General features: G+C 40.5%; 12 protein-coding genes. All 12 read left to right on the top strand.

Features of this window, described 5'->3' with window-relative positions; genetic code table 11:
• The first annotated feature begins 7 nt into the window (after positions 1-7).
• Positions 8-2,149: a surface glycan-binding family protein gene (locus tag NQ505_RS13055; RefSeq protein WP_009000742.1), complete on the top strand. Its 2,142-nt coding sequence runs from the start codon at positions 8-10 to the stop codon at positions 2,147-2,149.
• 18 nt (positions 2,150-2,167) lie between these two features.
• The gene (locus NQ505_RS13050) at positions 2,168-5,314 is read left to right on the top strand and encodes a SusC/RagA family TonB-linked outer membrane protein (protein WP_259824960.1); all 3,147 of its coding nucleotides are present in this window, start codon (positions 2,168-2,170) and stop codon (positions 5,312-5,314) included.
• 13 nt (positions 5,315-5,327) lie between these two features.
• On the top strand, positions 5,328-7,019 hold the full coding sequence (locus tag NQ505_RS13045) for a RagB/SusD family nutrient uptake outer membrane protein (protein ID WP_009000741.1): 1,692 nt from the start codon (positions 5,328-5,330) through the stop codon (positions 7,017-7,019).
• Positions 7,020-7,126: 107 nt separating this feature from the next.
• Entirely contained in the window at positions 7,127-10,057 is a 2,931-nt protein-coding gene (locus NQ505_RS13040; protein WP_009000740.1) for a chondroitinase family polysaccharide lyase, read from the top strand.
• 1 nt (position 10,058) lies between these two features.
• Positions 10,059-12,497 carry a glycosyl hydrolase family 95 catalytic domain-containing protein gene (locus NQ505_RS13035; protein ID WP_009000739.1) on the top strand — a complete coding sequence of 813 codons (2,439 nt, stop codon included), beginning with the start codon at positions 10,059-10,061 and terminating at the stop codon, positions 12,495-12,497.
• Positions 12,498-12,676: 179 nt separating this feature from the next.
• Positions 12,677-13,963 carry a DUF4995 domain-containing protein gene (locus NQ505_RS13030; protein ID WP_259824958.1) on the top strand — a complete coding sequence of 429 codons (1,287 nt, stop codon included), beginning with the start codon at positions 12,677-12,679 and terminating at the stop codon, positions 13,961-13,963.
• A gap of 28 nt (positions 13,964-13,991) precedes the next feature.
• Positions 13,992-15,992, top strand: a complete 2,001-nt coding sequence (gene hepC / locus NQ505_RS13025) for a heparin-sulfate lyase HepC (RefSeq protein ID WP_009000735.1) — start codon at positions 13,992-13,994, stop codon at positions 15,990-15,992.
• A gap of 53 nt (positions 15,993-16,045) precedes the next feature.
• Complete coding sequence (locus NQ505_RS13020; protein WP_009000734.1) at positions 16,046-17,662, top strand: sulfatase; 1,617 nt, start codon at positions 16,046-16,048, stop codon at positions 17,660-17,662.
• Positions 17,663-17,729: 67 nt separating this feature from the next.
• Positions 17,730-19,358, top strand: coding sequence for a Tat pathway signal sequence (locus NQ505_RS13015; protein WP_009000733.1), 1,629 nt, complete (start codon positions 17,730-17,732; stop codon positions 19,356-19,358).
• Positions 19,359-19,400: 42 nt separating this feature from the next.
• Entirely contained in the window at positions 19,401-20,372 is a 972-nt protein-coding gene (locus NQ505_RS13010) for an ROK family protein (RefSeq protein WP_009000732.1), read from the top strand.
• A complete protein-coding gene (locus tag NQ505_RS13005) occupies positions 20,369-21,637 on the top strand; it encodes a sugar MFS transporter (RefSeq protein ID WP_009000731.1) in 1,269 nt (422 codons plus the stop codon). The genes NQ505_RS13010 and NQ505_RS13005 overlap by 4 nt, the downstream gene beginning before the upstream one ends.
• Positions 21,638-21,677: 40 nt before the next feature.
• The gene (locus tag NQ505_RS13000; RefSeq protein ID WP_009000730.1) at positions 21,678-24,299 is read left to right on the top strand and encodes a DUF4962 domain-containing protein; all 2,622 of its coding nucleotides are present in this window, start codon (positions 21,678-21,680) and stop codon (positions 24,297-24,299) included.
• Positions 24,300-24,394 lie beyond the last annotated feature (95 nt).

Below are 24,394 nucleotides of genomic sequence, written 5' to 3'. Positions count from 1 at the left end.
AAGAACAATGAAATCTAATTTACAAAACCTGACTTCAAGATTCTTTGCAATCTTAATGACAATAGGGTTATGTATCACAGGCATCTCTTGTACAGATCCTGAGACAACGGACTCTACGAAGTTTGCGATCTACTATGCCGGCGTTACTGACATAGGTCCCTCTATGAATTTTAATATGTCCGGGCCTACTTACATCGGAGGTACTCCCTCAGATTTTGCTATTACTCGTGTTACCCTCAATGGAGAAGTATATGAAACGAGTAGCTTTCAGATTTCAGATCCAAGCACAGGAGCCATAAAGCTAACTGATACGGATAATTTGCCTGTTGGTACTTACTGCATTAGCATATCTTGTATATCTAACGGCAAGTATTATGAATTCAAGGATGTAATAACAGTAAATATGCTAGCACCGGTTCCAGATGGTATATCGGTAGATCCTAGTGAAGTTACAGTTGATTTTGCAGACATTTATAAAGAATCAGCCAGTGCTCAGGTAAAGACAGAAGAAGGAACTCATGTACACATTAGCAAGTATGAAATCATTCAAGAAGAAGGAAAAGAATACTTTGCCATTTCCAAAACCGGAAAAATCACGGTTAATGACAAGTACGAAGGAGAAATACTCCCAGGCAAATACGTATTGAATCTGAAGTTAACAACAGAAGCAGGAGCTGGTATTTATGAGAATGCAGTTACATTCAAGATCATTTCCAGTCCTCTCACGTTAACATATAATCCCAGTTCTGTGAAAGTGGAAAAAGATGAAGCATTTACATCTAGTGTACCCACTCTTAAAGGATCAACAGATGGACTGACATATAAGATTAAATCTATTTCACCTGAAACCTCTGCCATCACTATAGATGAACAAACCGGTGTTATTACACTTGCTGGTAACAATGGACTGGAGATCGACAATAGTTATAGTGTAGTCGTTACAGCAACTAATCAATACGGTAGCAAAGATTTCGATGAAACTCCTTTTGTTATTAATATAGTGGCATTTATCAATCCTATCACCAAGCTTCAATATGCTAATCAAGAAAAGGTACAAGGTGTAGCATTTGAATTTACTCCGGAAGATGTGGATGGAGACGAACTTACATACTCATTCGTTGATTTGGACTCCCGATTGACCGATAAACTGAATATAGATCCGGTAACTGGTGCTATTTCGGCTAAGAAGGGTAATTCAATAGAGGTAGCTACATACACTATTACAGTAAAAGCCAAGAACAACAAGAGTGAGCAAACAGCGACCTTCACATTGAATATTACCAAAAATCCTAATAGTTTTACATTCATACGCTATGGAAACAATTTAGGACTTACTCCTGAAGAGAATTATGCAGATCAATTTGATTATGATAAAAAAGCGACACTCTTGGCTGCAAAATTAACTCCGAAAACAGATATTCCAGAAGGACGTCCGGTTAAATGGGAAGTTAAGATACAAAATACAACCGCATTAAGTGGTACTACTATTTCAGAAACAGGAGAACTTTCATTTAGTGAAAATAAGTGGAATAGTAATTATGGTGTTAGTGTGCTCTTTGTCACTGCAACAGTAGGTGAAGGTGAAGAGGCTGTCTCCAAAACTGTACCTGTCTTTATACGACAAAACAAAGACAAAAACGATATATTCGTTGAATATACTCCATTCGCTGTGAAAATGAATCCTGCTAAGGGTGGTACGACGCCAGCTCCGGTAGTAAAACTAAGTGGTTCACCTTATACAGACTACACCAAATTCCTGATGGACTATCGTAGAGATTTCTATTATTACAGCTTCATAGGAGATCATGTTGACGGAATACAATCAACTGTAGGTAGTTTCATGTATGGCTTATGGACAACATATTATAATACAATAGGAAAAACGCCTAATTATAGTGCCAGAGGTCCTATGTCTTACTATGACAATTCTCAAAATACGAACCAAGCTTTGGGATATGTTAATAACAAAGATTTATCTGTTGTTATCAATCCGGGCAAATGGAAAGATACGGAAGGAGTATATGCCAATGGTGTATTTATCGGAAGAATGTCTTTCGTCACTGACGGTACACAGAATGACCTTGCAAATGACGGTACAACCAAAAACCAGATATTCCCATTAGCTATTTGGTTTGATGAAAGTTTCTAATTTAAATCTAATATAAATATGTACAATATAAACTTTAATACATTGAGCAAAAGAGGGTATCTTACCCTCTTAGCTCTCTTGATTGCAATCACTGCGTTTGGTCAGGAAATCACTGTAAACGGTGTGGTTATCGACGAAACGGATACTCCGCTAATCGGAGCAACAGTTCAAGTGAAAAACTCTCAAAAAGGGGTAGTTACAGATTTTGATGGAAAATTCTCTATTAAAGCCAATAATAATGCAACATTAATTATCAGCTATATTGGTTATAAGAATCAGGAGATTAAAATAAAAGGTACCAAAAACCTGAATATCAAAATGGAACCTGACAATGCAATGCTAGACGAAGTCATTGTGGTTGGCTACGGTAGCATGAAAAAAAGCGACCTGACAGGCTCCGTTTCTTCTGTTGCAGCTAAATCCATAGAAGGTTTCAAAACAGGTTCCGTAGTGGAAGCTCTTGGAGGTCAAATTGCCGGTGTGCAAATCACTCAATCGGATGGTACTCCCGGTTCAGGTTTTGACATCAAAATTCGTGGTGTCGGCACGGTAAATGGAGACTCTTCCCCACTTTATATTGTCGATGGTTTTGAAGTTGGTGATATTGATTATCTTGCAAACTCTGATATCGAATCAGTTGAAGTTTTAAAAGATGCTTCCGCTTCTGCTATTTATGGTGCACGTGCAGCCAACGGTGTTGTTTTGGTTACAACCAAATCCGGTAAGGAAGGAAAACCTGTCATTACTTATAACGGTTCTGCCACTTATCGCAACATTCCAAAGAAACTGGATATGCTTAGTACATACGAGTTTGCAGCATTACAGGTGGAACTCAATCCAACTAAATATGGTACAACTTACTATCAGGAAGGAAACGATTCTGATGGAAATCCCTACCGTCATCAAACACTGGAAGACTATCTGACCGACCCGGGTATCGACTGGCAAGGTGAATCTTTCAAACCGACTTGGTCTCAAAACCATGATTTTAGTATCAGTGGAGGTACAAAAGAAACTAAATATGCTGCTTCATTCTCACATTTCGATGAAAATGGTATTTTTAAGAATAGTGGTTATAAAAAGAATTCAGCTAAATTACGTATCAATCAAAAGATTAATAAATTTATTACTTTCGATGCTACTATCAACTATGCAAATACTGTAAAAGAAGGTATCGGTACTTCAGGAACAGGAGGAACACTGAATATGTTATCCAACATTCTGCGTTTCCGTCCTACAGGAGGTAATAGTGTTACTAACGAAGAGCTGTTGAACTCCGTTTTTGACCCATTGGAATTAAGTGAAAACGCAACTTACTCACAAATCAATCCGATTAAACAAGCAGAAGCTGTAAAAGACTGGAGACAAGCAGAATTGTGGGGAGCTAATGCCTCATTAAGTATTCAGTTGATGAAGAATCTCACTTTCAAAGCCGCAGCGACTTACAATACAACTAATACAAGGAGAGATATCTTCTATGGCGCAGAGTCAAGTCAGGCATACCGTAGTGGAGGTGTTTATGGTTCTACACAAATGCAGAAAGACTTGCGTTGGCAGAGCAGTAATACATTAACTTACAAACATAAAATCAATAAGAAAAATTCATTTGATGTTATGTTGGGACATGAGTTCGCATTCAGAAGCTCTGAACTTTTATATGGACAAGCTAAAGATTTTCCATTTGAAAATCTTGGTAACGATAACCTTGGAATCGGAGCTACCCCTAGTAGTGTATCCACTTCAAGAAGCGATAAAAAGCTATTATCATTCTTTGCACGTGGAAATTACAACTTTGATAACCGCTATCTATTTACAGCGACGATTCGTGCTGATGGTTCTACCGTATTCTCTGCAAAAAACAAATGGGGATATTTCCCATCATTCTCTGCCGCATGGCGTATATCAGAAGAGAAGTTCATGAAAAATATCACTCCAATATCAAATTTGAAACTTCGTCTTGGATGGGGTACAGTAGGAAATGACCGTATCACAAACTATTTGTCAATGGACTTGTATACAGCAAGCAAATATGGAGTAGGTCAACAACTGGTTACAGTACTGAATCCTAAACAGTTGGCTAATAAAGCTCTGAAGTGGGAAGGTTCTACTACCGCTAACTTAGGTATTGATGTAGGTTTTTTTGAAAATCGCCTGAATTTGACAGCTGATTTCTTTCTAAAAAACACAAAAGACCTGTTACTTGAACAAAAATTAGCTTATGTAACCGGATTCAATTCTCAATGGCAGAATATTGGTAAAATAGAGAATAAGGGTATTGAATTGAACATCAATTCTACTAACATCAGAACCCGCAATTTCTTATGGCAGACCGATTTCAATATTTCGTTCATTAAAAATACATTGAAAGCATTGCAAGACGGAACATCATACATACAGTCGGCAACTAAATTCAACAGTAACTTCAATGGAAATGACTATATTTCAATTGTGGGTTCTTCTCTTGGACAAATGTATGGATATGTTTTCGATGGAGTATATCAAACATCTGACTTCAACATGTTACCTGACGGAACAATGCAACTGAAACCTGGAATTGCAGACATAAGCCAACATGCAGGAAAAACAGTTGAACCAGGTATGGTGAAATATAAAGATATAGATGGAGACGGTGTCATTACAACAGATGACCGTACAACTATTGGAAATGGTCAGCCAGACTGGTATGGAGGTATCACCAACACCTTCAATTACAAAAACATTGATTTCAGTTTCATGCTCCAGTTCCAATATGGTAATGATATTTATAATGCGACCCGTATGTTTAATACACAATCGCAAGACGAACGCAGCAACCAACTGGCAGAAGTAGCTGACCGATGGACTCCGACACATGCTTCCAATCGCGTTCCTTCTGCTAAAGGATATGTGAAATATGAATTATACTCACGCTTCATCGAAGACGGTTCATTCTTACGCTTAAAGAATATCACATTGGGATATACTTTCCCTAATAAATGGACTAGAAAAGCATACATTAACCGTCTGCGTGTATACGGTACGGCACAGAATTTATTCTGTCTGACTAAATATAGCGGCTATGACCCGGAAGTGAACATGAAAAGCAGCCCACTTATGCCTGGGTTTGACTGGGGAGCTTATCCTAAGAGCAGAGTATTTACATTTGGTGTAGAAGTTCAATTCTAAACAGAAAAAGACAATGAAAAATTTCAAATACTACTTGTGCACATTAGCCTGTGCAATCGCAGTTTCATCCTGTTCGCTAGATGAAACCAGCTATACAGAGATTGAGAAAGGAAACTATATGAATAATGCAACAGAAGCAGAAAATGTGCTTTTGGGTGTATATCGTAATATGGTTCAGGATGGCATATATGGTTTCCATTTATCGCTTTATTTCACCATCCCTAGTGACATTGCTAAAGTAACGGGTAATAGTACTGATGGACTTCGTCTTATTCCATCAAACGCTTATACCAGTTCCCAAACTGAAATCGCAACTACATGGGCAAACCTGTACAATGCAATCTACAGTGCAAACGATTTTATCGAAGCTTTGCAGCAAAAAATAGGTACCTATGACGAAACTAATTATAAAAAGGCAGCAGTTTATATGGCGGAAGCACGTTGTCTACGCGCCCTATACTATTTCGAAGTAGTACGCTGGTTCGGACATGTAGCATTGATTACCAATACAGAACAGTCCAGACAACATCCCTCTACTTTCACACAAGCTGATCCTGCAGATGTATATAAATTTATAGAAGCTGATTTGCAATATGCCATTGATAATCTGCCATATGCAATAGATGATAATATACGTTCCGATAATAGCTTCCGCCTTTCTAAAGGTGCGGCATTAGGATTGTTAACTAAAGTATATGCCACTTGGGCAGGTTATCCCGTTCATGATACAAGTAAATGGGAAGATGCTGCAAAAACTGCAAAAATTCTAGTTGAGTCCGGCAAACATCATTTGCTCGACGACTACGAACAATTATGGAAAAACACCTGCAATGGTGTTTGGGACGAAGAAGAAAGCTTGATTGAAGTAAGTTTCTATGCTCCTACTGTTACCGGAGTATCAGCCAATGATCCTTGCGGACGTATTGGAAAATGGAACGGAGTACAAGCAAGTGGTATTAGAGGCGTTCGTAATGCTGGTAACTGGCGTGTCATTCCTACTTTTTTACGCGACTGGAAAGATCGTGAAAGCGATAAGAGATGGGGATTGTCTTTTGCGGATTATAAATATGGTAAGGCCACTGATACCGGTGAAGATGGAGTAAAGATTGTGATAAACAGTAGTGGTAATATTGAAGACGCCATCAAAGATGATGCTAAAGATGCATTGAAGAAATCATACATTGATAATGTATGTCCAAGAAAATGGGATACAGAAGACTACGTTAATAGTGCCAACTACCTGATCGACGCCAATCTTTCCAACATCAACTGGTATATATTGCGCTATGCTGATGTATTACTTCTATATGCAGAAGCCTTGAATGAATGGAAACAAGGTCCGACAGATGATGCATACAGAGCCATTAATATGGTACGTAGACGTGGCTTCGGGTTTCCGGTAGATACAGACAACAGTAAATCGGATTTATCCGGTATGTCTTATGAAGAATTCCAAAAAGCCGTACGTAATGAACGGGCATATGAATTGGCATTCGAAGGACACCGCCGACAAGATTTGGTTCGTTGGGGAATTTACTACGAAAGCATCAAACAGACAGCTCAAGACTTGGTAAACTGGTATAGTGGTGGCGATGGATATTATGTATGCGTTGACTACACTAAGAAGAACAAAAACGAGTTACTGCCTATACCACAACAAGAGATGGACTTGTGTACTCAGTTTAATCAAAACCCTGGATGGTAACTAATTGTACCTCCATATAGTAATGAAAGCGTTACAGAGAAAAAGCTCTTTTTTCCTGTAACGCTTTCATCACAATTATTCATTTATCCCCTCACCTTCCATATACCATGAAAAAGAATATTTGTATAATCGCTCTTCTTGTATCATTTATTACCAGCCAATCTGCTTTTTCTCAAATCTATTCATTTGAGGATAACAAAATCCCCGGAGATTGGAGCATAAATAAAGGTACGCTTAATATCTCTGCTGACAAATACAAATTAGGCAACCAATCACTCCAAATCAACTGGAAACAAGGAGCAATCCTTACCCTTCAATCACCGTCCGGAATTTCTGAAGCTTGCCAAAATAAAAACGGAGGGATTAATCTATGGATTTATAACAAATTTCCCATCAACGAACATCTAATTTTCTCATTCAAAGATACTAATGAAAAAGAAGTCTGTCGATTTCCTTTTCTACTCAATTTTAAAGGCTGGCGGTGTATTTGGGCCAAGTTTCAAGGAGATATGAATATGCCACCCAAGAGTAATATAAAGTCTGTTGAAATGCAATTCCCACAAGAGACAGAAGAAGGGGTCATTTTCATTGATTTTTTAGAATTCACACCAAAAGTTTCCTGGCAAAATATGTCAGATGCGCAATATAAGGTTAACCGTAAGGATTATAGTTTAGTCTCTGATTTTGTAAGCTACAGAAACACCACACCTCAAGTAAAGAAAATTATTACTGCTGAAGATCAACAAATAAAGATTATCGCAGACAGACTTACGACATGGTATCTCGGAAGCGGACAACAATCATCAGACAAATGGATAAAGATGAGAGAAGACAATGAAGAAGTATTTATCCGAACCGGTCTCAAAGCTGCGCAGAAAATTAAGATACAATATAATGAAGACAATACCCCCAAAGGAGAGCCCTTGTTTCCAATGGGTGCCCCTACTACTATAGAAGGGCAGCAATTGAAGAAATTCCGTACGATTAATGAAAACATACTGCTTCCATTGGCACTTGACTATCGAAAAAATCAAAACGTTCAGAGTCTAAAAAAAGTGCTTTATATTTATGACTGGTTCAACGATCAAGGCTGGGCAGACGGTAGCGGGATGGGGACTTTATGTTTTGAGAAACTACGAAGTTCCGGCTATTTCCACTCATTTTTTCTGTTAAAAGAGCAACTTTCTACCGAGTTATTGGAACGTGAACTTCAAACTTTAAACTGGTTTACAATGTTTGGTACATGCTATCAAACTCCGGCAAATGCCGGAGAGGTAGCAGATAATCTACGGGCACTGGCTATTCCCAAACTCATTTATGCATTATCAATTAACGATAAACAAAAAAAGCAAGTCGCACTGACCGCGTTTAAAAATTATATGGATAATGCTTTAGGAATAGCTCCCGGATTCTTCGGAACATTCAAACCGGACTTTTCCGGTTATCATCATAGAGGACCCTATAATAGTGCCTATTATCCTCATGCACTTTATGCAGGAGCATTAATAGCCTATTTATTACATGACACTCCTTATGCATTATCCGAATCAACTTTACATAATCTGAAACAAGGCTTATTAACTTTTCGTTTCTTCTGTGCAGGTTTAAATGTACCTGCCGGAACCGTAGGGCGTTTCCCAAAAGGACAACAAATTTTAGAAACACTGTTACCTGCATTTGCTTATGTATCTTTATCATATAAGGAACCAGACAAGGAATTAACAGCTGCTTTTAAACGAATTCTGGAGTCTGGTAGTAATAGACAAGCTATAACAAACTACGTAAGTAATGTAAACTCCAACCTCGCATATACCAGCACAGTAGGAGAAATTGAATTATTAACCCAATTGGCATCTACTTCCATTTCCAAAGAAGAAAAAGTCAATGGGACATTGTTTATGCCTTACTCCGGTCTATTGATTGCCAAAGACAGTTTATTCCATTTCAACATAAAAGGATTCAGCCGCTATATTTGGGATTTTGAGTCTTCAGCAACAGAAAACACAAAGGGACGTTATTTATCCTATGGTCAAATAGAATATTTTGATTTAAAGAATAAATATAAGTCTTTCAATCCGGAAGAGAGTGATTTCGACTGGAACTATATCCCTGGGGCTACTACAAAAGTATTACCGGAATATGTATTGCAAGATAAAGGCGGATCAAGTTCCGGGCATCGCAATTTTTCAGACGAGACATTCCTCACGGGTATCCATGGTTCTAAAAAAAGCGCAATGTTTTCTTTCAGAATGCATGATATTACTTATGACAATTCCTTCCGGGCTAACAAGTCCGTTTTTGTATTTGAAGACTTTTTGCTCTGTCTGGGATCAGATATCCAAACCAAAGACAAAAGATACCCTACAATTACAACATTATTTCAATCATTTGATAAAAACACAAGTAAAGAAAGAATAGATGAAGGGTATATTCTCACAGATCCTTCACTCATGTATGTAGTAAAAGGAGGAGCTGTACGGACTCTTTGCGAGGGAACCCACACAAGAGCCTATATAGAACATGGAGCACCAGCTATAGACGCTAAATACCAATACTACATACTGAAGCAAAAAGATAAAAAAACAGCTAAAAGACTTTTATCAAATCATAGTCCGATAGAGATAGTAGCTCAGGATAATGATGCACATATCATTCGTCACAAAACGGCAGGTATCATTTGCGGTGCCTTATTCAATCCTCTAAAAACATATACCGAGCAACTGGTTACTCAAGTAAATATTCCTCTCTCTTACATATTAGAAAAAGAAGAAGAGAACGATTCTTTCAGACTTTCCATCTGTGAACCGGATATGCGGAGAGCATCACGTGCACACATGGGCTTACTAACCGAAGAAGATGTTGTACAGGAAGAAAAAGCTTTCAATACGCAATTAACAATCAATGGAATATATAATGTTAAATGCCTTCAAAAGTCGATAAAGGTATCTCATGACAAAGAGAAAAATAAAACTTACGTAACCATCTCCACTATCCGGGGAGAAAACTACACTCTTTTATTACATCAAACCAATATCTGATATGAAACATAGATTAATAACATTACTGCTTATTTGCTTTTATATATTAGATTCTAATGCTCAGAGTGACCTGACATTATGGTATAAATCACCTGCAAAAGTATGGGAAGAAGCATTGCCTGTAGGCAATGGACGTCTTGGAGCCATGATTTTTGGAGAACCCCAAAAAGAAAGAATACAGTTTAATGAAAACACTCTCTATAGTGGGGAACCTGAAACACCAAAGGATATAAATGTAGCATCTGATCTTGGGCATATACGTCAACTGCTTAACGAAGGAAAAAATACAGAAGCGGGAAATATCATACAACAAAAATGGATCGGCAGACTTAATGAAGCTTACCAGCCTTTTGGAGATCTTTATATAGAATTCGCTTCCAAAGGAGCGATCACTGATTACATCCATTCGTTGGATATGAATAACTCTATTGTCACTACTTCTTATAAACAAAATGGCATAGCAATAAGAAGAGAAGTATTCGCTTCGTATCCGGCACAGGCCATTATTATTCACCTTAGTGCTTCTAAACCAGTATTGAATTTCACCGCCCATTTAGAATCACCGCATCCTGTAACCCAAGATTCCGACTCGCAAGCTATTTATCTGAAAGGACAAGCTCCTGCACATGCCCAACGAAGAGATATAGAACACATGAAGCGTTTCAATACTCAACGATTGCATCCGGAATACTTTGACCAAACGGGACATGTCATACAAAAAAAGCAAGTAATTTATGGAAATGAACTGGGTGGAAAAGGTACCTTTTTCGAAGCATGTCTCCTTTCAAGCCATAAAGATGGGAAGTTAGTGATAGAGAACAACCAATTCATTGCGCAAGATTGCAGCGAGGTTACATTAGTATTATATGCTGCTACCAGTTACAATGGACTACACAAAAGTCCGAGTAAGGAAGGTAAGAACCCACACCAAGAAATTAATAATTATAGAAAAATAAGCGAAAAGCACTCGTATAAAAAGCTAAAAGAAGAACATATTACTGATTATCAGTCTTTATTTAAGCGGGTATCTTTCAACCTTCATACGAACAAACAACTAAAAAAGACACCTACAGACCAACGACTAAAACTCTTCAAGAAAAAAGAGGATCAAACAATTATCACACAACTATTTCAGTTCGGACGATATTTAATGATAGCCGGTTCACGTGGTGAAGGACAACCTCTAAACCTGCAAGGATTGTGGAATAACGAGGTATTGCCTCCATGGAATTCGGGATACACTCTGAATATCAACCTGGAAATGAATTACTGGCCGGCAGAAGTCACTAATCTGTCTGAATGCCATCAACCATTATTCAAACTCATAGAAGAAATTGCAGATAAAGGAAAAAATCTGGCACGCGATATGTATGGTTTGAATGGTTGGGCTATCCACCATAACATTTCAATATGGAGAGAAGCCTATCCATCAGACGGATTTGTATACTGGTTCTTTTGGAATATGTCCGGCCCTTGGTTATGTAATCATATATGGGAACATTATTTATATACCAAAGACATAGACTTCCTGAAGAAATACTATCCTATACTAAAAGGATCAGCAACATTCTGCTCGGAATGGCTGGTAGAAAACAGTGAAGGAGAATTGGTAACCCCAGTCAGTACTTCCCCTGAAAATGCTTATCTTATGCCAGATGGTATTTCTGCATCTGTATGCGAGGGAAGCACAATGGATATAGCAATTATCCGTTCTTTGTTTTCAAATACAATAAATGCATCAAAAGTACTTCAGACAGACTCTCTATTCTGTGCAGAATTAACCCAAAAAGTAAACAAATTGAAGAAATATCAGATCGGTAGTAAAGGGCAACTTTTGGAATGGGATAAAGAATATATGGAGAATGAGCCCCAACATCGGCATGTATCACATCTCTTCGGATTATATCCTGGATGCGATATTACAGATTATACTCCAGAACTTTTCGATGCCGCACGAAAATCTCTAAACGCTCGCGGCAATAAAACAACCGGATGGAGCATGGCATGGAAAATTTCTCTTTGGTCACGTTTGTACAATTCTTTAAAAGCTTATGAAGCATTAAGTAATCTTATCAATTATGTTGATTCTGACACTAAAGCTGAAAATCAAGGAGGTTTATACCGTAATCTGTTAAATGCACTACCCTTTCAGATCGATGGAAATTTTGGAGCAACAGCCGGTATTGCTGAAATGCTATTGCAAAGCCATAAGGGAAATATCCATCTACTTCCTGCTTTACCTCCTACATGGGAAAAAGGAAATATAAAAGGACTAAAAGCAAGAGGAGGATTTACTGTAGATATGGAATGGGAAAAAGGTAAAATAACTGTTGCATACGTCACTAGTCCGTATGAACAAACCACTAATATTACCTACAAAGATATGATAAGAAAGACTCATTTCAATGCAGGTGAAAGGAAAAAGATTTCATTCAAATGATAAAATATAGGGCTGAAATCCCCTTTAAAAGGACATACTTGACAAAATTAATAGTTTTTTCAACAAAACTAATAGTCTAAAATCTGTTTCAATGTCCTTTTCAACATTCGTATCATTAAAAATAAAATAGTTCGCATACTTTTGCATCAGTACAAAACTTCTAAAAACAATCACTTAAAATGAATAACATGAAAAAGAAACTTGTTCTCTTTGCTTCGGTTAGTATTGCACTCGCGTCGTGCCAGATAACCCCAAAGGAAGACTACAGTTGGATAAAAAAAGGACTGGATGTAGCTTCTGCCCAATTACAACTTTCTGCTGAAGAAGTTAGTGGTACAGGGATGTTGCCACGCTCCATCCGTACCGGCTATGACATGGATTTCCTTTGCCGTCAGTTGGAAAGAGATTCATTAACATTTAAAGATTCCCTACGTGCACAACCTACTGCCGAGCAATTAGGCAAACGTCGCCTCTGTAACGTTTATGACTGGACAAGCGGTTTCTTCCCCGGTTCATTATGGTATGCATACGAACTGACAGGAAACGATACACTGAAAACTCAAGCAATCGAATATACCAATCTTCTGAATCCGGTACGCTATTATAAAGGTACACATGATTTGGGATTTATGGTCAACTGTAGCTACGGCAATGCAGAACGTCTTTCACCTAACGATACCATCGCTGCTGTGATGAGAGAAACTGCCGATAACCTCTGCGGTCGTTTCAATGATTCTATCGGTGCTATCCGTTCATGGGATTTCGGAACATGGAACTTCCCGGTTATCATCGACAATATGATGAACCTTGATCTTCTGTTCAATGTAGCAAAAACAACAGGCGACAATAGATATAAAGACATCGCTATCAAACATGCCATGACAACGATGCATAATCACTTCCGCCCGGATTATACTTGCTGGCATGTAGTAAGCTATAACAGCGATGGTACAGTAGAACGAAAACAAACCCACCAAGGCAAGAACGATGATTCTTCATGGGCACGCGGACAGGCATGGGCTGTGTACGGATATACCGCTTGTTTCCGCGAAACAAATGATAGTATCTTCCTGAACTTTGCAAAGGATATAGCTGATATGATTATGGATCGCGTAAAAACAGACGACGCTATTCCTTATTGGGATTATGATGCTCCTGTAACCAAAGAAACTCCACGCGATGTATCTGCTGCTTCTGTCACTGCTTCTGCAATGATCGAACTAAGCACAATGGTTCCCGATGGACAGAAATATCTGGATTATGCGGAAAAAATTCTGAAGAGTCTGTCAAGTGATGCATATCTTGCAAAAGTGGGTGACAATCAAGGATTCATTTTGATGCATTCCGTAGGTTCACTGCCCAATGGTTCTGAAATCGACACTCCGCTGAACTATGCTGACTACTATTATCTGGAAGCATTGAAGAGATTCATGGATCTGAAAGGTATCAACTACAAAGATATCTAATACATAAAATTATAACACCTATTATATCATGAATAAAACTTTAAAATACATCGTTCTGCTTGCAATCGCATGTTTCGTAAGCAAGGGTTATGCCCAAGAACTGAAAAGCGAAGTCTTTTCTCTTCTTAACCTGGACTATCCGGGACTGGAGAAAGTAAAAGCTTTGCATCAGGAGGGTAAAGATGAGGATGCTGCCAAAGCATTACTGGACTATTACCGTGCACGTACCAACGTAAAAACTCCGGATATCAATCTGAACAAGGTGACTATCAGCAAAGAAGAACAGCAATGGGCGGATGACGGATTGAAACATACATTCTTCGTACATAAAGGTTATCAACCTTCTTACAATTATGGAGAAGATATCAACTGGCAATACTGGCCGGTGAAAGATAATGAGCTCCGCTGGCAGTTGCACCGTCACAAATGGTTCACTCCAATGGGTAAAGCTTACCGTATATCCGGTGATGAAAAATATGCTAAAGAATGGGCACACCAGTATATCGACTGGATTAAAAAGAATCCGTTGGTGAAGATGGACAAGAAAGAATATGAGCTGGTAAGTGATGGAAAAATCAAAGGCGAAGTAGAAAACGTACGTTTTGCATGGCGTCCTCTGGAAGTGAGTAATCGTCTGCAAGACCAGACTTCGCAATTCCAGTTATTCCTTCCCTCACCTTCTTTCACTCCGGACTTCCTGACAGAATTCCTGGTGAACTATTACAAACATGCTGTACATATCCTTGCTAATTACTCGGATCAAGGCAACCATTTACTGTTTGAAGCTCAACGCATGATTTATGCAGGTGCCTTTTTCCCTGAATTCAAAGAGGCTCCGGCTTGGAGAAAAAGTGGTATCGACATTCTGAACCGTGAAATTCACGTACAGGTATACGAAGATGGCGGACAGTTCGAACTTGATCCACATTATCATCTGGCAGCTATTAACATTTTCTGTAAAGCTTTAGGTATCGCAGATGCCAACGGATTCCGTAAGGAATTCCCTCAAGATTATTTGGATACCATTGAAAACATGATTATGTTCTATGCAAACATTTCTTTCCCTGATTACACCAATCCATGTTTCAGCGACGCCAAGTTGACAACAAAGAAAGAAATGGTGAAAAACTACAAGTCATGGAGCAAACTGTTCCCGAAGAACCAGGCAATCAAATACTTTGCTACAGAAGGGAAAGAAGGTGCATTGCCGGATTATATGTCTAAAGGTTTCCTGAAATCAGGCTTCTTTGTATTCCGTAATTCATGGGGAATGGATGCTACCCAAATGGTAGTAAAGGCAGGTCCGAAAGCTTTTTGGCACTGTCAGCCGGATAATGGTACATTTGAACTTTGGTTCAACGGCAAGAATTTGTTCCCGGATTCAGGTTCGTATGTATACGCCGGTGAAGGCGAAGTAATGGAACAACGCAACTGGCACCGTCAGACTTGTGTTCACAACACAGTAACCTTGGACAACAAAAATCTCGAGACAACAGAATCTGTTACAAAGTTATGGCAACCGGAAGGTGCTATCCAGACTTTAGTGACTGAAAATCCGAGTTACAAGAATCTGAAACACCGTCGTTCTGTTTTCTTCGTTGATAACACTTACTTTGTCATTGTAGATGAAATGGCAGGTAGCGGTAAAGGTTCTATCAATCTTCACTATCAGATGCCGAAAGGAGAAATTGCCAACAGCCGCGAAGACATGACGTTCCTGACACAGTTTGAGGATGGAAGCAATATGAAACTGCAATGCTTTGGCCCTGCTGGCATGAGTATGAAGAAAGAACCAGGATGGTGTTCAACAGCTTATCGCAAACGCTATAAACGTATGAATGTATCGTTCAACGTGAGAAAAGACGGCGAAGAAGCTGTACGTTACATCACTGTTATCTACCCGGTTAAGAAAAGCGCAGATGCCCCTAAATTTGACGCTAAATTCAAGAACAAAGCGTTCGATGAAAACGGTCTGGAAGTAGAAGTGAAAGTAAACGGAAAGAAACAGTCATTAAAATACAAACTATAAAAAGCCTCAAAGCCTCTCCCTGCCCCTTTTCTTGGGAGAGGCTTCTTATCATTATGGAAAACTATTACACCTCCTCTACCCTACTCCTCCCATTGGCAGCACTAAGTCTCGTTTCTTGCAGCAGCCAAAAGAAAGAAGAAGTCAGACAGCCGAACATTATCTTCATGATGACGGATGATCACACTACCCAAGCGATGTCCTGTTATGGAGGAAATTTGATTCAAACTCCTAATATGGACCGGATTGCCAATGAAGGTATTCGCTTTGATAATTGTTACGCTGTCAATGCTCTTTCGGGACCTTCGCGCGCTTGCATCCTCACCGGCAAGTTCAGTCACGAAAATGGTTTTACCGATAATGCAAGTACATTCAACGGCGATCAGCAGACATTCCCCAAACTTCTTCAGCAAGCCGGATACCAGACTGCCATGATTGGCAAATGGCATCTCATCAGCGAACCGCAAGGTTTCGACCATTGGAGTATCCTTAGCGGCCAACATGAGCAAGGTGACTATTACGATCCTGATTTCTGGGAAGACGGAAAACATATCGTAGAAAAAGGATATGCTACGGATATTATTACCGACAAAGCAATTAAATTCCTTGAAGGACGTGACAAGAACAAACCGTTCTGCATGATGTATCACCAGAAAGCCCCACACCGTAACTGGATGCCCGCTCCCCGCCATTTGGGCATATTCAACAATACAACTTTTCCGGAACCGGCTAATCTGTTCGACGACTACGAAGGTCGTGGAAGAGCTGCTCGCGAGCAGGATATGTCTATCGAGCACACGTTGACAAACGACTGGGATCTCAAATTGATGACTCGTGAAGAAATGCTGAAAGATACAACCAACCGTCTTTATAGTGTATATAAACGTATGCCAATTGAAGTTCAGGATAAATGGGATTCTGTATACGCCGGGCGCATTGCCGAATATCGCAAAGGTGACTTGAAAGGCAAATCTTTAATCAGCTGGAAATATCAACAATATATGCGCGATTATCTGGCTACGGTTCTGGCAGTAGACGAAAATATCGGCCGACTACTGAATTATCTCGAAAAGATTGGTGAACTGGACAATACAATCATTGTCTACACCTCCGACCAGGGTTTCTTTCTTGGCGAACATGGCTGGTTTGACAAACGCTTCATGTATGAAGAATGTCAGCGCATGCCTCTTATCATCCGTTACCCGAAAGCAATCAAAGCAGGAAGTACCAGTAATGCAATCAGCATGAATGTAGACTTTGCTCCTACCTTCCTCGACTTTGCCGGAGTAGATATTCCGTCAGATATTCAAGGAGCTTCTTTGAAACCGATATTGGTCAACGAAGGCAAAACCCCGACCGACTGGCGTAAAGCTGCTTATTACCATTATTATGAATACCCTGCAGAACACTCTGTAAAATGTCACTATGGCATCCGTACACAAGATTTCAAACTAATTCATTTCTACAACGATATTGACGAATGGGAAATGTATGACATGAAAGCTGATCCGAGAGAAATGAACAACGTCTTCGGCAAACCGGAATATGCTAAAGTACAAAAAGAGCTGATGGAGCTACTTCAGGACACTCAAAAACAGTACAAAGATACTGACCCGGATGAAAAAGAAAAAGTCCTCTTTAAAGGTGATCGCCGGCAAATGCAAAACCGCTAAGAGGAGAACATATAAATAAGAATTAATATGCTTCATTATTAGTTTACCGAATAAATTAGATAAAACCATGGATAGAAGAAAGTTTTTAAAAAACACAGGCTGGTCTTTCCTCGGATTGGCAGCTTCAGGCAGTTTGCTGGGTTCTTGCGCAGCTGGAAGCAAAGAAGCAAAAAAGATTATGCCGTCAGCCAGTAACCTCAAAATGTACTGGGGCGATTTACACAACCATTGCAACATCACATACGGACACGGAGACATGCGCGACGCTTTTGAAGCTGCAAAAGGACAATTGGATTTTGTCAGTGTCACTCCTCATGCTATGTGGCCGGATATTCCCGGAGCAGATGATCCTCGCCTGAAATGGGTGATCGATTATCACACGGGAGCTTTCAAACGTCTGCGTGAAGGCGGTTATGAGAAGTACGTAAAAATGACGAATGAATACAATAAAGAAGGTGAGTTCCTTACTTTTGTCGGATACGAGGCCCACAGCATGGAACATGGTGACCATGTTGCATTGAATTATGATCTCGACGCACCGCTTGTGGAATGTACTTCTATCGAAGACTGGAAACAGAAGGCAAAAGGACACAAAGTATTTATTACTCCACATCACATGGGTTACCAGGGCGGCTATCGCGGTTACAACTGGAAATGCTTTACCGAAGGAGATATTACCCCATTCGTAGAAATGTATTCCCGTCATGGTCTGGCAGAAAGCGATCAGGGAGATTATCCTTATCTACACGATATGGGTCCGCGCCAATGGGAAGGAACCATTCAATATGGTCTTGAATTAGGCAACAAATTCGGTATCATGGCTTCTACCGACCAACATTCCGGTTATCCGGGAAGCTATGGCGACGGTCGTATCGGTGTCATGGCTCCGTCATTGACTCGCGACGCTATTTGGGAAGCTCTCCGCACCCGCCATGTATGTGCCGCAACCGGTGATAAAATTATTATCGACTTCCGCCTCAACGACGCTTTCATGGGTGACGTGGTTCGCGGTAACAGCCGCCGTATCTATCTGAACGTTACAGGTGAAAGCTGTATCGACTATGTAGATATTGTCAAGAACGGACAGATTTTAGCTCGCATGAATGGCCCGCTGACTCCGATTGCCCCGGAAGGTGATACGGTACGTTGCAAAGTTAAAGTTGATTTTGGTTGGAATCGTGAAGAGAAATACGTACATTGGCAGGGTAAACTGTCCGTGGACAAAGGACAGATCCATAGTGTAACTCCTTGTTTCCGTGGCGCAGCGTTCACTTCTCCGCAAGAAGGTGAAACTGAATTCCACACGCATGTCAACCGTATTGTATCCGTTGGCGACAAGGAAACCGAACTGGATATGTATAGCAGCAAAAATCCGAATACGACTACAGCAGCCATGCAAGCCGTCATTCTAGATGTGGAAATGCCCAAAGACGGTAAGATCATTGCCGAATTCAATGGCAAGAAGTTTGAACATACGTTGGGCGAGTTGCTCGAAGGTTCACGTTCACACTTCATGATCGGTTGGTTGAGCGAGGCGATCCTTTTCAATCGTGCTATGCCGGAAAGCTGTTTCACTCTGGAACACTACATGGAAGATAAAGACCCGCAACGTGATACGGATTACTACTATGTACGCGTTCACCAACGTGACGGACAATGGGCTTGGAGTTCACCGATTTGGGCGGAAAGAGTGTAGTTAAACAGTAAAAGCAATGAATAATCTAGTACTTAAATAGAAATGGAAAAAGAATACGCTATAGGAATTGACCTTGGCGGAACTTCAGTAAAATACGCCCTTATTGATAATGAAGGCGTATTTTACTTTCAAGGAAAGTTACCGTCGAAAGCCGATGTATCAGCAGAAGCTGTCATCGGACAGTTGGTTACTGCTATCAATGAAGTGAAAGCCTTTGCACAAGAAAAAGGCTATAAAATTGATGGTATAGGAATCGGAACACCGGGTATCGTAGATTGTACGAACCGTGTTGTTTTAGGAGGTGCGGAAAACATCAACGGTTGGGAAAACATTCACTTGGCAGACCGCATTGAAACAGAAACCGGACTTTCTGCTTTATTGGGAAATGATGCCAATCTAATGGGACTGGGAGAAACAATGTATGGGGCCGGTCAGGGAGCTACTCATGTTGTCTTCCTGACAGTAGGAACAGGTATTGGCGGTGCAGTAGTCATCGACGGCAAATTGTTCAACGGTTATGCCAACCGGGGAACGGAACTGGGACACGTACCTCTCATTGCCAATGGTGAACCTTGTGCTTGCGGTTCTGTCGGCTGCCTGGAACACTATGCTTCCACTTCCGCTTTGGTACGCCGCTTCAGTCAACGAATAGCAGACGCAGGTATCTCCTACCCGAATGAGGAGATTAACGGAGAATTGATTGTCCGCCTTTACAAGCAAGGGGATCAGATTGCAAAAGTATCACTGGAAGAACACTGTGACTTTTTGGGACATGGAATTGCAGGCTTTATCAATATCTTTAGTCCTCAAAAGATTGTGATCGGCGGAGGACTCTCCGAAGCCGGAGATTTTTACATTCAGAAAGTAAGTGAAAAAGCGCGTAGTTATGCCATCCCCGACTGTGCCATGAATACCCAAATCATAGCTGCCGCTCTTGGAAACAAGGCTGGGAGTATTGGAGCCGCGTCACTTGTATTTACTCAATTATCTGCTCCAAACCTGATTAAATTATGAGAAAGAATTTAGGAATGCTGACGCTGATTATGGCGTTTTGGTTCACCATCTCGTTTATTACTAATATTCTGGGACCACTCATTCCGGACATTATCCACAACTTCAATCTAAGTGACCTGGCAATGGCGGGATTTATCCCGACCTCTTTTTTCCTGGCCTATGCCATCATGTCTATCCCTGCCGGATTACTCATTGACCGTTTCGGTGAAAAACCGGTATTATTCGGTGGCTTCCTGATGCCGTTCATCGGCACCGTCCTGTTTGCCTGTATGCATACTTATCCGATATTATTAGCTTCTTCTTTCATCATCGGGTTAGGAATGGCCATGTTACAAACTGTATTGAATCCGCTCCAACGTACCGTAGGAGGAGAAGAAAATTATGCATTCATCGCCGAACTGGCACAATTCATGTTTGGTATCGCTTCTTTCCTAAGCCCTCTGGTATATACTTATCTGATTCGTGAACTTGATCCGGCAACCTATACAGCTGGTAAAGGTTTCTTTATCGACTTGTTGGCCGATATCACCCCACGAGAAATGCCGTGGGTATCTCTTTACTGGGTATTTACAATCCTATTGTTAGTAATGTTGATTGCTGTCGGTATCTCCCGCTTTCCCAAGATCGAATTGAAAGAAGATGAGAAAAGCGGGTCTAAAAATTCATATCTGGCTTTATTCAAACAAAAATATGTATGGCTGTTTTTCTTGGGAATTTTCTGCTACGTAAGTACGGAACAGGGAACTTCTATCTTTATGAGTACCTTTCTGGAACAGTACCACGGAGTTAACCCGCAAACAGACGGTGCACAAGCCGTAAGCTATTTCTGGGGATTGATGACAGCCGGTTGTCTGGTAGGTATGATCCTGCTCAAATTGATTGATAGCAAGCGATTACTACAAATCTCCGGAATTTTGACCATCATCCTATTATTATTAGCATTATTCGGAAGCAAAGAAGTATCTATAATCGCTTTCCCTGCTGTCGGATTTAGCATCTCCATGATGTATTCCATCGTATTCTCATTGGCACTGAACTCCGCGTCACAGCACCACGGTTCATTCGCAGGTATACTATGCTCGGCAATTGTAGGTGGTGCCGGTGGTCCGATGATTGTAAGTACGCTGGCAGATGCAACATCACTTCGCACGGGTATGCTCTTTATCCTTGTTTTTGTAGGATATATCACCTTTATCGGCTTCTGGGCACGTCCACTGATTAATAACAAGACTATTCGTCTGAAAGATTTGTTCAAACAACGTTGAACGCTGAACAACAAATGATGAATAAAAAAGGCAAAGTTATATGATGAAACAACGAATATCTATTTTTCTCTTGTTCACCATTCTGCTATCCGCCAGCGGGTATGCGCAAAAAGGAATCATGCGTCTGACTCAACAGACATTAATGCACGAGGTCCGCGAAACACCTTCGCCCCTGAACGGACAGCATATTACTGTCAATCCCCCACGTTTTATGTGGCCGGATAAGTTCCCGCACCTCGGTGCTGTATTGGACGGAGTTGAAGAAGAGGACTACAAACCCGAAGTAACCTACCGCATCCGTATTGCACGCGACCCCGAATTCAAATCGGAAGTGATTACCGCCGAAAGAAAATGGGCCTTTTTCAACCCATTCAAACTCTTTGAAAAAGGGAAATGGTATTGGCAACATGCCTACGTTGACAAAGAAGGAAAAGAAGAATGGTCACCTGTTTATCATTTTTATATAGACGAACACATACGTACATTCAACCCTCCTTCTCTACAGGAAGTATTAGCCAAACTGCCCAAGACTCATCCCCGCATCTTGCTTGATGCCGAAGATTGGGATAATATCATCGAACGGAATAAAAACAATCCGGAGGCACAGGCTTATATCCGAAAAGCCGATAAATGCCTGAACCACCCGCTGAAACATCTGGAAGAAGAAATTGATACAACCCAGGTTGTCAAGCTGACAAACATTGTTCAATATCGTTCTGCCCTGATTCGGGAAAGTCGTAAGATTGTAGACCGTGAAGAAGCAAATATCGAAGCCATGGTACGCGCTTACCTACTAACGAAAGACGAGGTATACTACAAAGAAGGTATAAAGCGTCTTTCAGAAATCCTTTCCTGGAAAAGCAGTAAGTACTTTGCTGGAGATTTCAATCGTTCTACTATTTTATCCATGAGTACTTCAGCGTATGATGCGTGGTACAATCTGTTGACTTCGGATGAGCGAAAACTACTCCTAAGAACGATTCGTGACAATGGAAAGAAGTTCTATCATGAATATGTCAATCACTTGGAAAACCGCATTGCTGATAATCATGTCTGGCAAATGACTTTCCGTATCTTGAATATGGCGGCATTTGCTACGTATGGTGAGCTCCCGATGGCTTCCACCTGGGTGGATTATTGCTACAATGAATGGGTATCCCGTCTACCGGGTCTCAATGCGGATGGAGGATGGCACAATGGTGATTCCTATTTCCAGGTCAATCTTCGCACATTGATTGAAGTTCCCGCTTTCTACTCCCGTATCAGTGGATTCGATTTCTTCGCTGATCCGTGGTATAACAACAATGTATTTTACGTCATCTACCAGCAGCCTCCATTCTCAAAATCTGCCGGACAAGGCAATTCACATGAGAGCAAGATGAAGCCGAACGGTACACGAGTAGGTTATGCGGATGCCTTGGCACGTGAATGTAATAATCCGTGGGCGGCCGCTTATGTACGTACCATTCTGCAAAAGGAACCGGATATCATGGAAAAAACTTTCCTCGGAAAATCAGGAGACTTGACCTGGTATCGTTGTACAACCAAGAAAGCTCTCCCCAAAGAAGGACATACTCTTGCCGAACTACCCATGGCGAAAGTATTCAATGAAACGGGAATCGGTACGATGAATACCTCTTTGGGAGATATAGATAAGAATGCCATGTTATCGTTCCGCTCCAGTTCTTATGGTTCCACTTCCCATGCACTGGCCAATCAGAATGCTTTTAATACATTCTATGGAGGTAAAGCCATTTTTTATAGCAGCGGACATCGTACAGGTTTTACGGACGATCATTGTATGTATTCTTACCGTAACACCCGTGCGCACAATAGCATTTTGGTAAATGGAATGACTCAAAAGATTGGAACGGAAGGATATGGCTGGATTCCGCGTTGGTATGAAGGAGAAAAAATCGCTTATATGGTAGGAGATGCTTCCAATGCTTATGGTAAAGAGACTTCTCCCCTATGGCTGAAACGTGGCGAACTATCCGGTACGCAATATACGCCTGAAAAAGGATGGGATGAGAATAAACTGGATATGTTCCGCCGCCATATCATCCAACTGGGAAGTACCGGAGTTTTCGTGATTTATGATGAACTGGAAGGAAAGGAGGCTGTTACATGGAGTTACCTTTTACATACTGTAGAATTACCGATGGAAATACAGGAACTGCCCAATGAGGTGAAAGTAACCGGAAGGAATAAAGCCGGTGGTATCTCTGTTGCCCATCTTTTCAGTTCGGCAAAAACGGAACAGGCAATGGTAGATACTTTCTTCTGTGCTCCGACCAACTGGAAAAATGTGACGAATGCACAAGGAAAAGCAGTGAAATATCCTAATCACTGGCATTTTTCTTCTACAACTGTTCCTTGCAAAACCGCCCGTTTCCTGACTGTGATGGATACACATGGAGATAACCGTCTGGATATGCAGGTAGTTCGCAAAGGCAATATCATTCAAGTAGGTGACTGGACTATCACTTGCAACCTTACGGAAAAAGGAAAAGCCGCTATTCACGTTAGTAATAAAGTGGAGAAAGTTTCCTTAAACTACGATCCCGATAAAAAGGAAGGTGCAACGACGGTAACAGATCAGGTGAAAGGGAAACAGGTTAATAAAGTTCTGACAGACTATTTACCGGATTTTGAGATTTAATCTCCCCCCCCAAAAAACTGTCCCGTTATTCAATCTTCTATAAATTGAATAACGGGATATTTTTTATAGAGGATAAAAGATAAAAAACAAAGTAT

It is taken from the genome of Bacteroides sp. D2, from assembly GCF_025147085.1.
Classification (GTDB): Bacteria; Bacteroidota; Bacteroidia; order Bacteroidales; family Bacteroidaceae; genus Bacteroides.
Note: the sequence above shows the minus strand (reverse complement) of the source record. Positions and strands in the feature narration are given on the sequence as shown.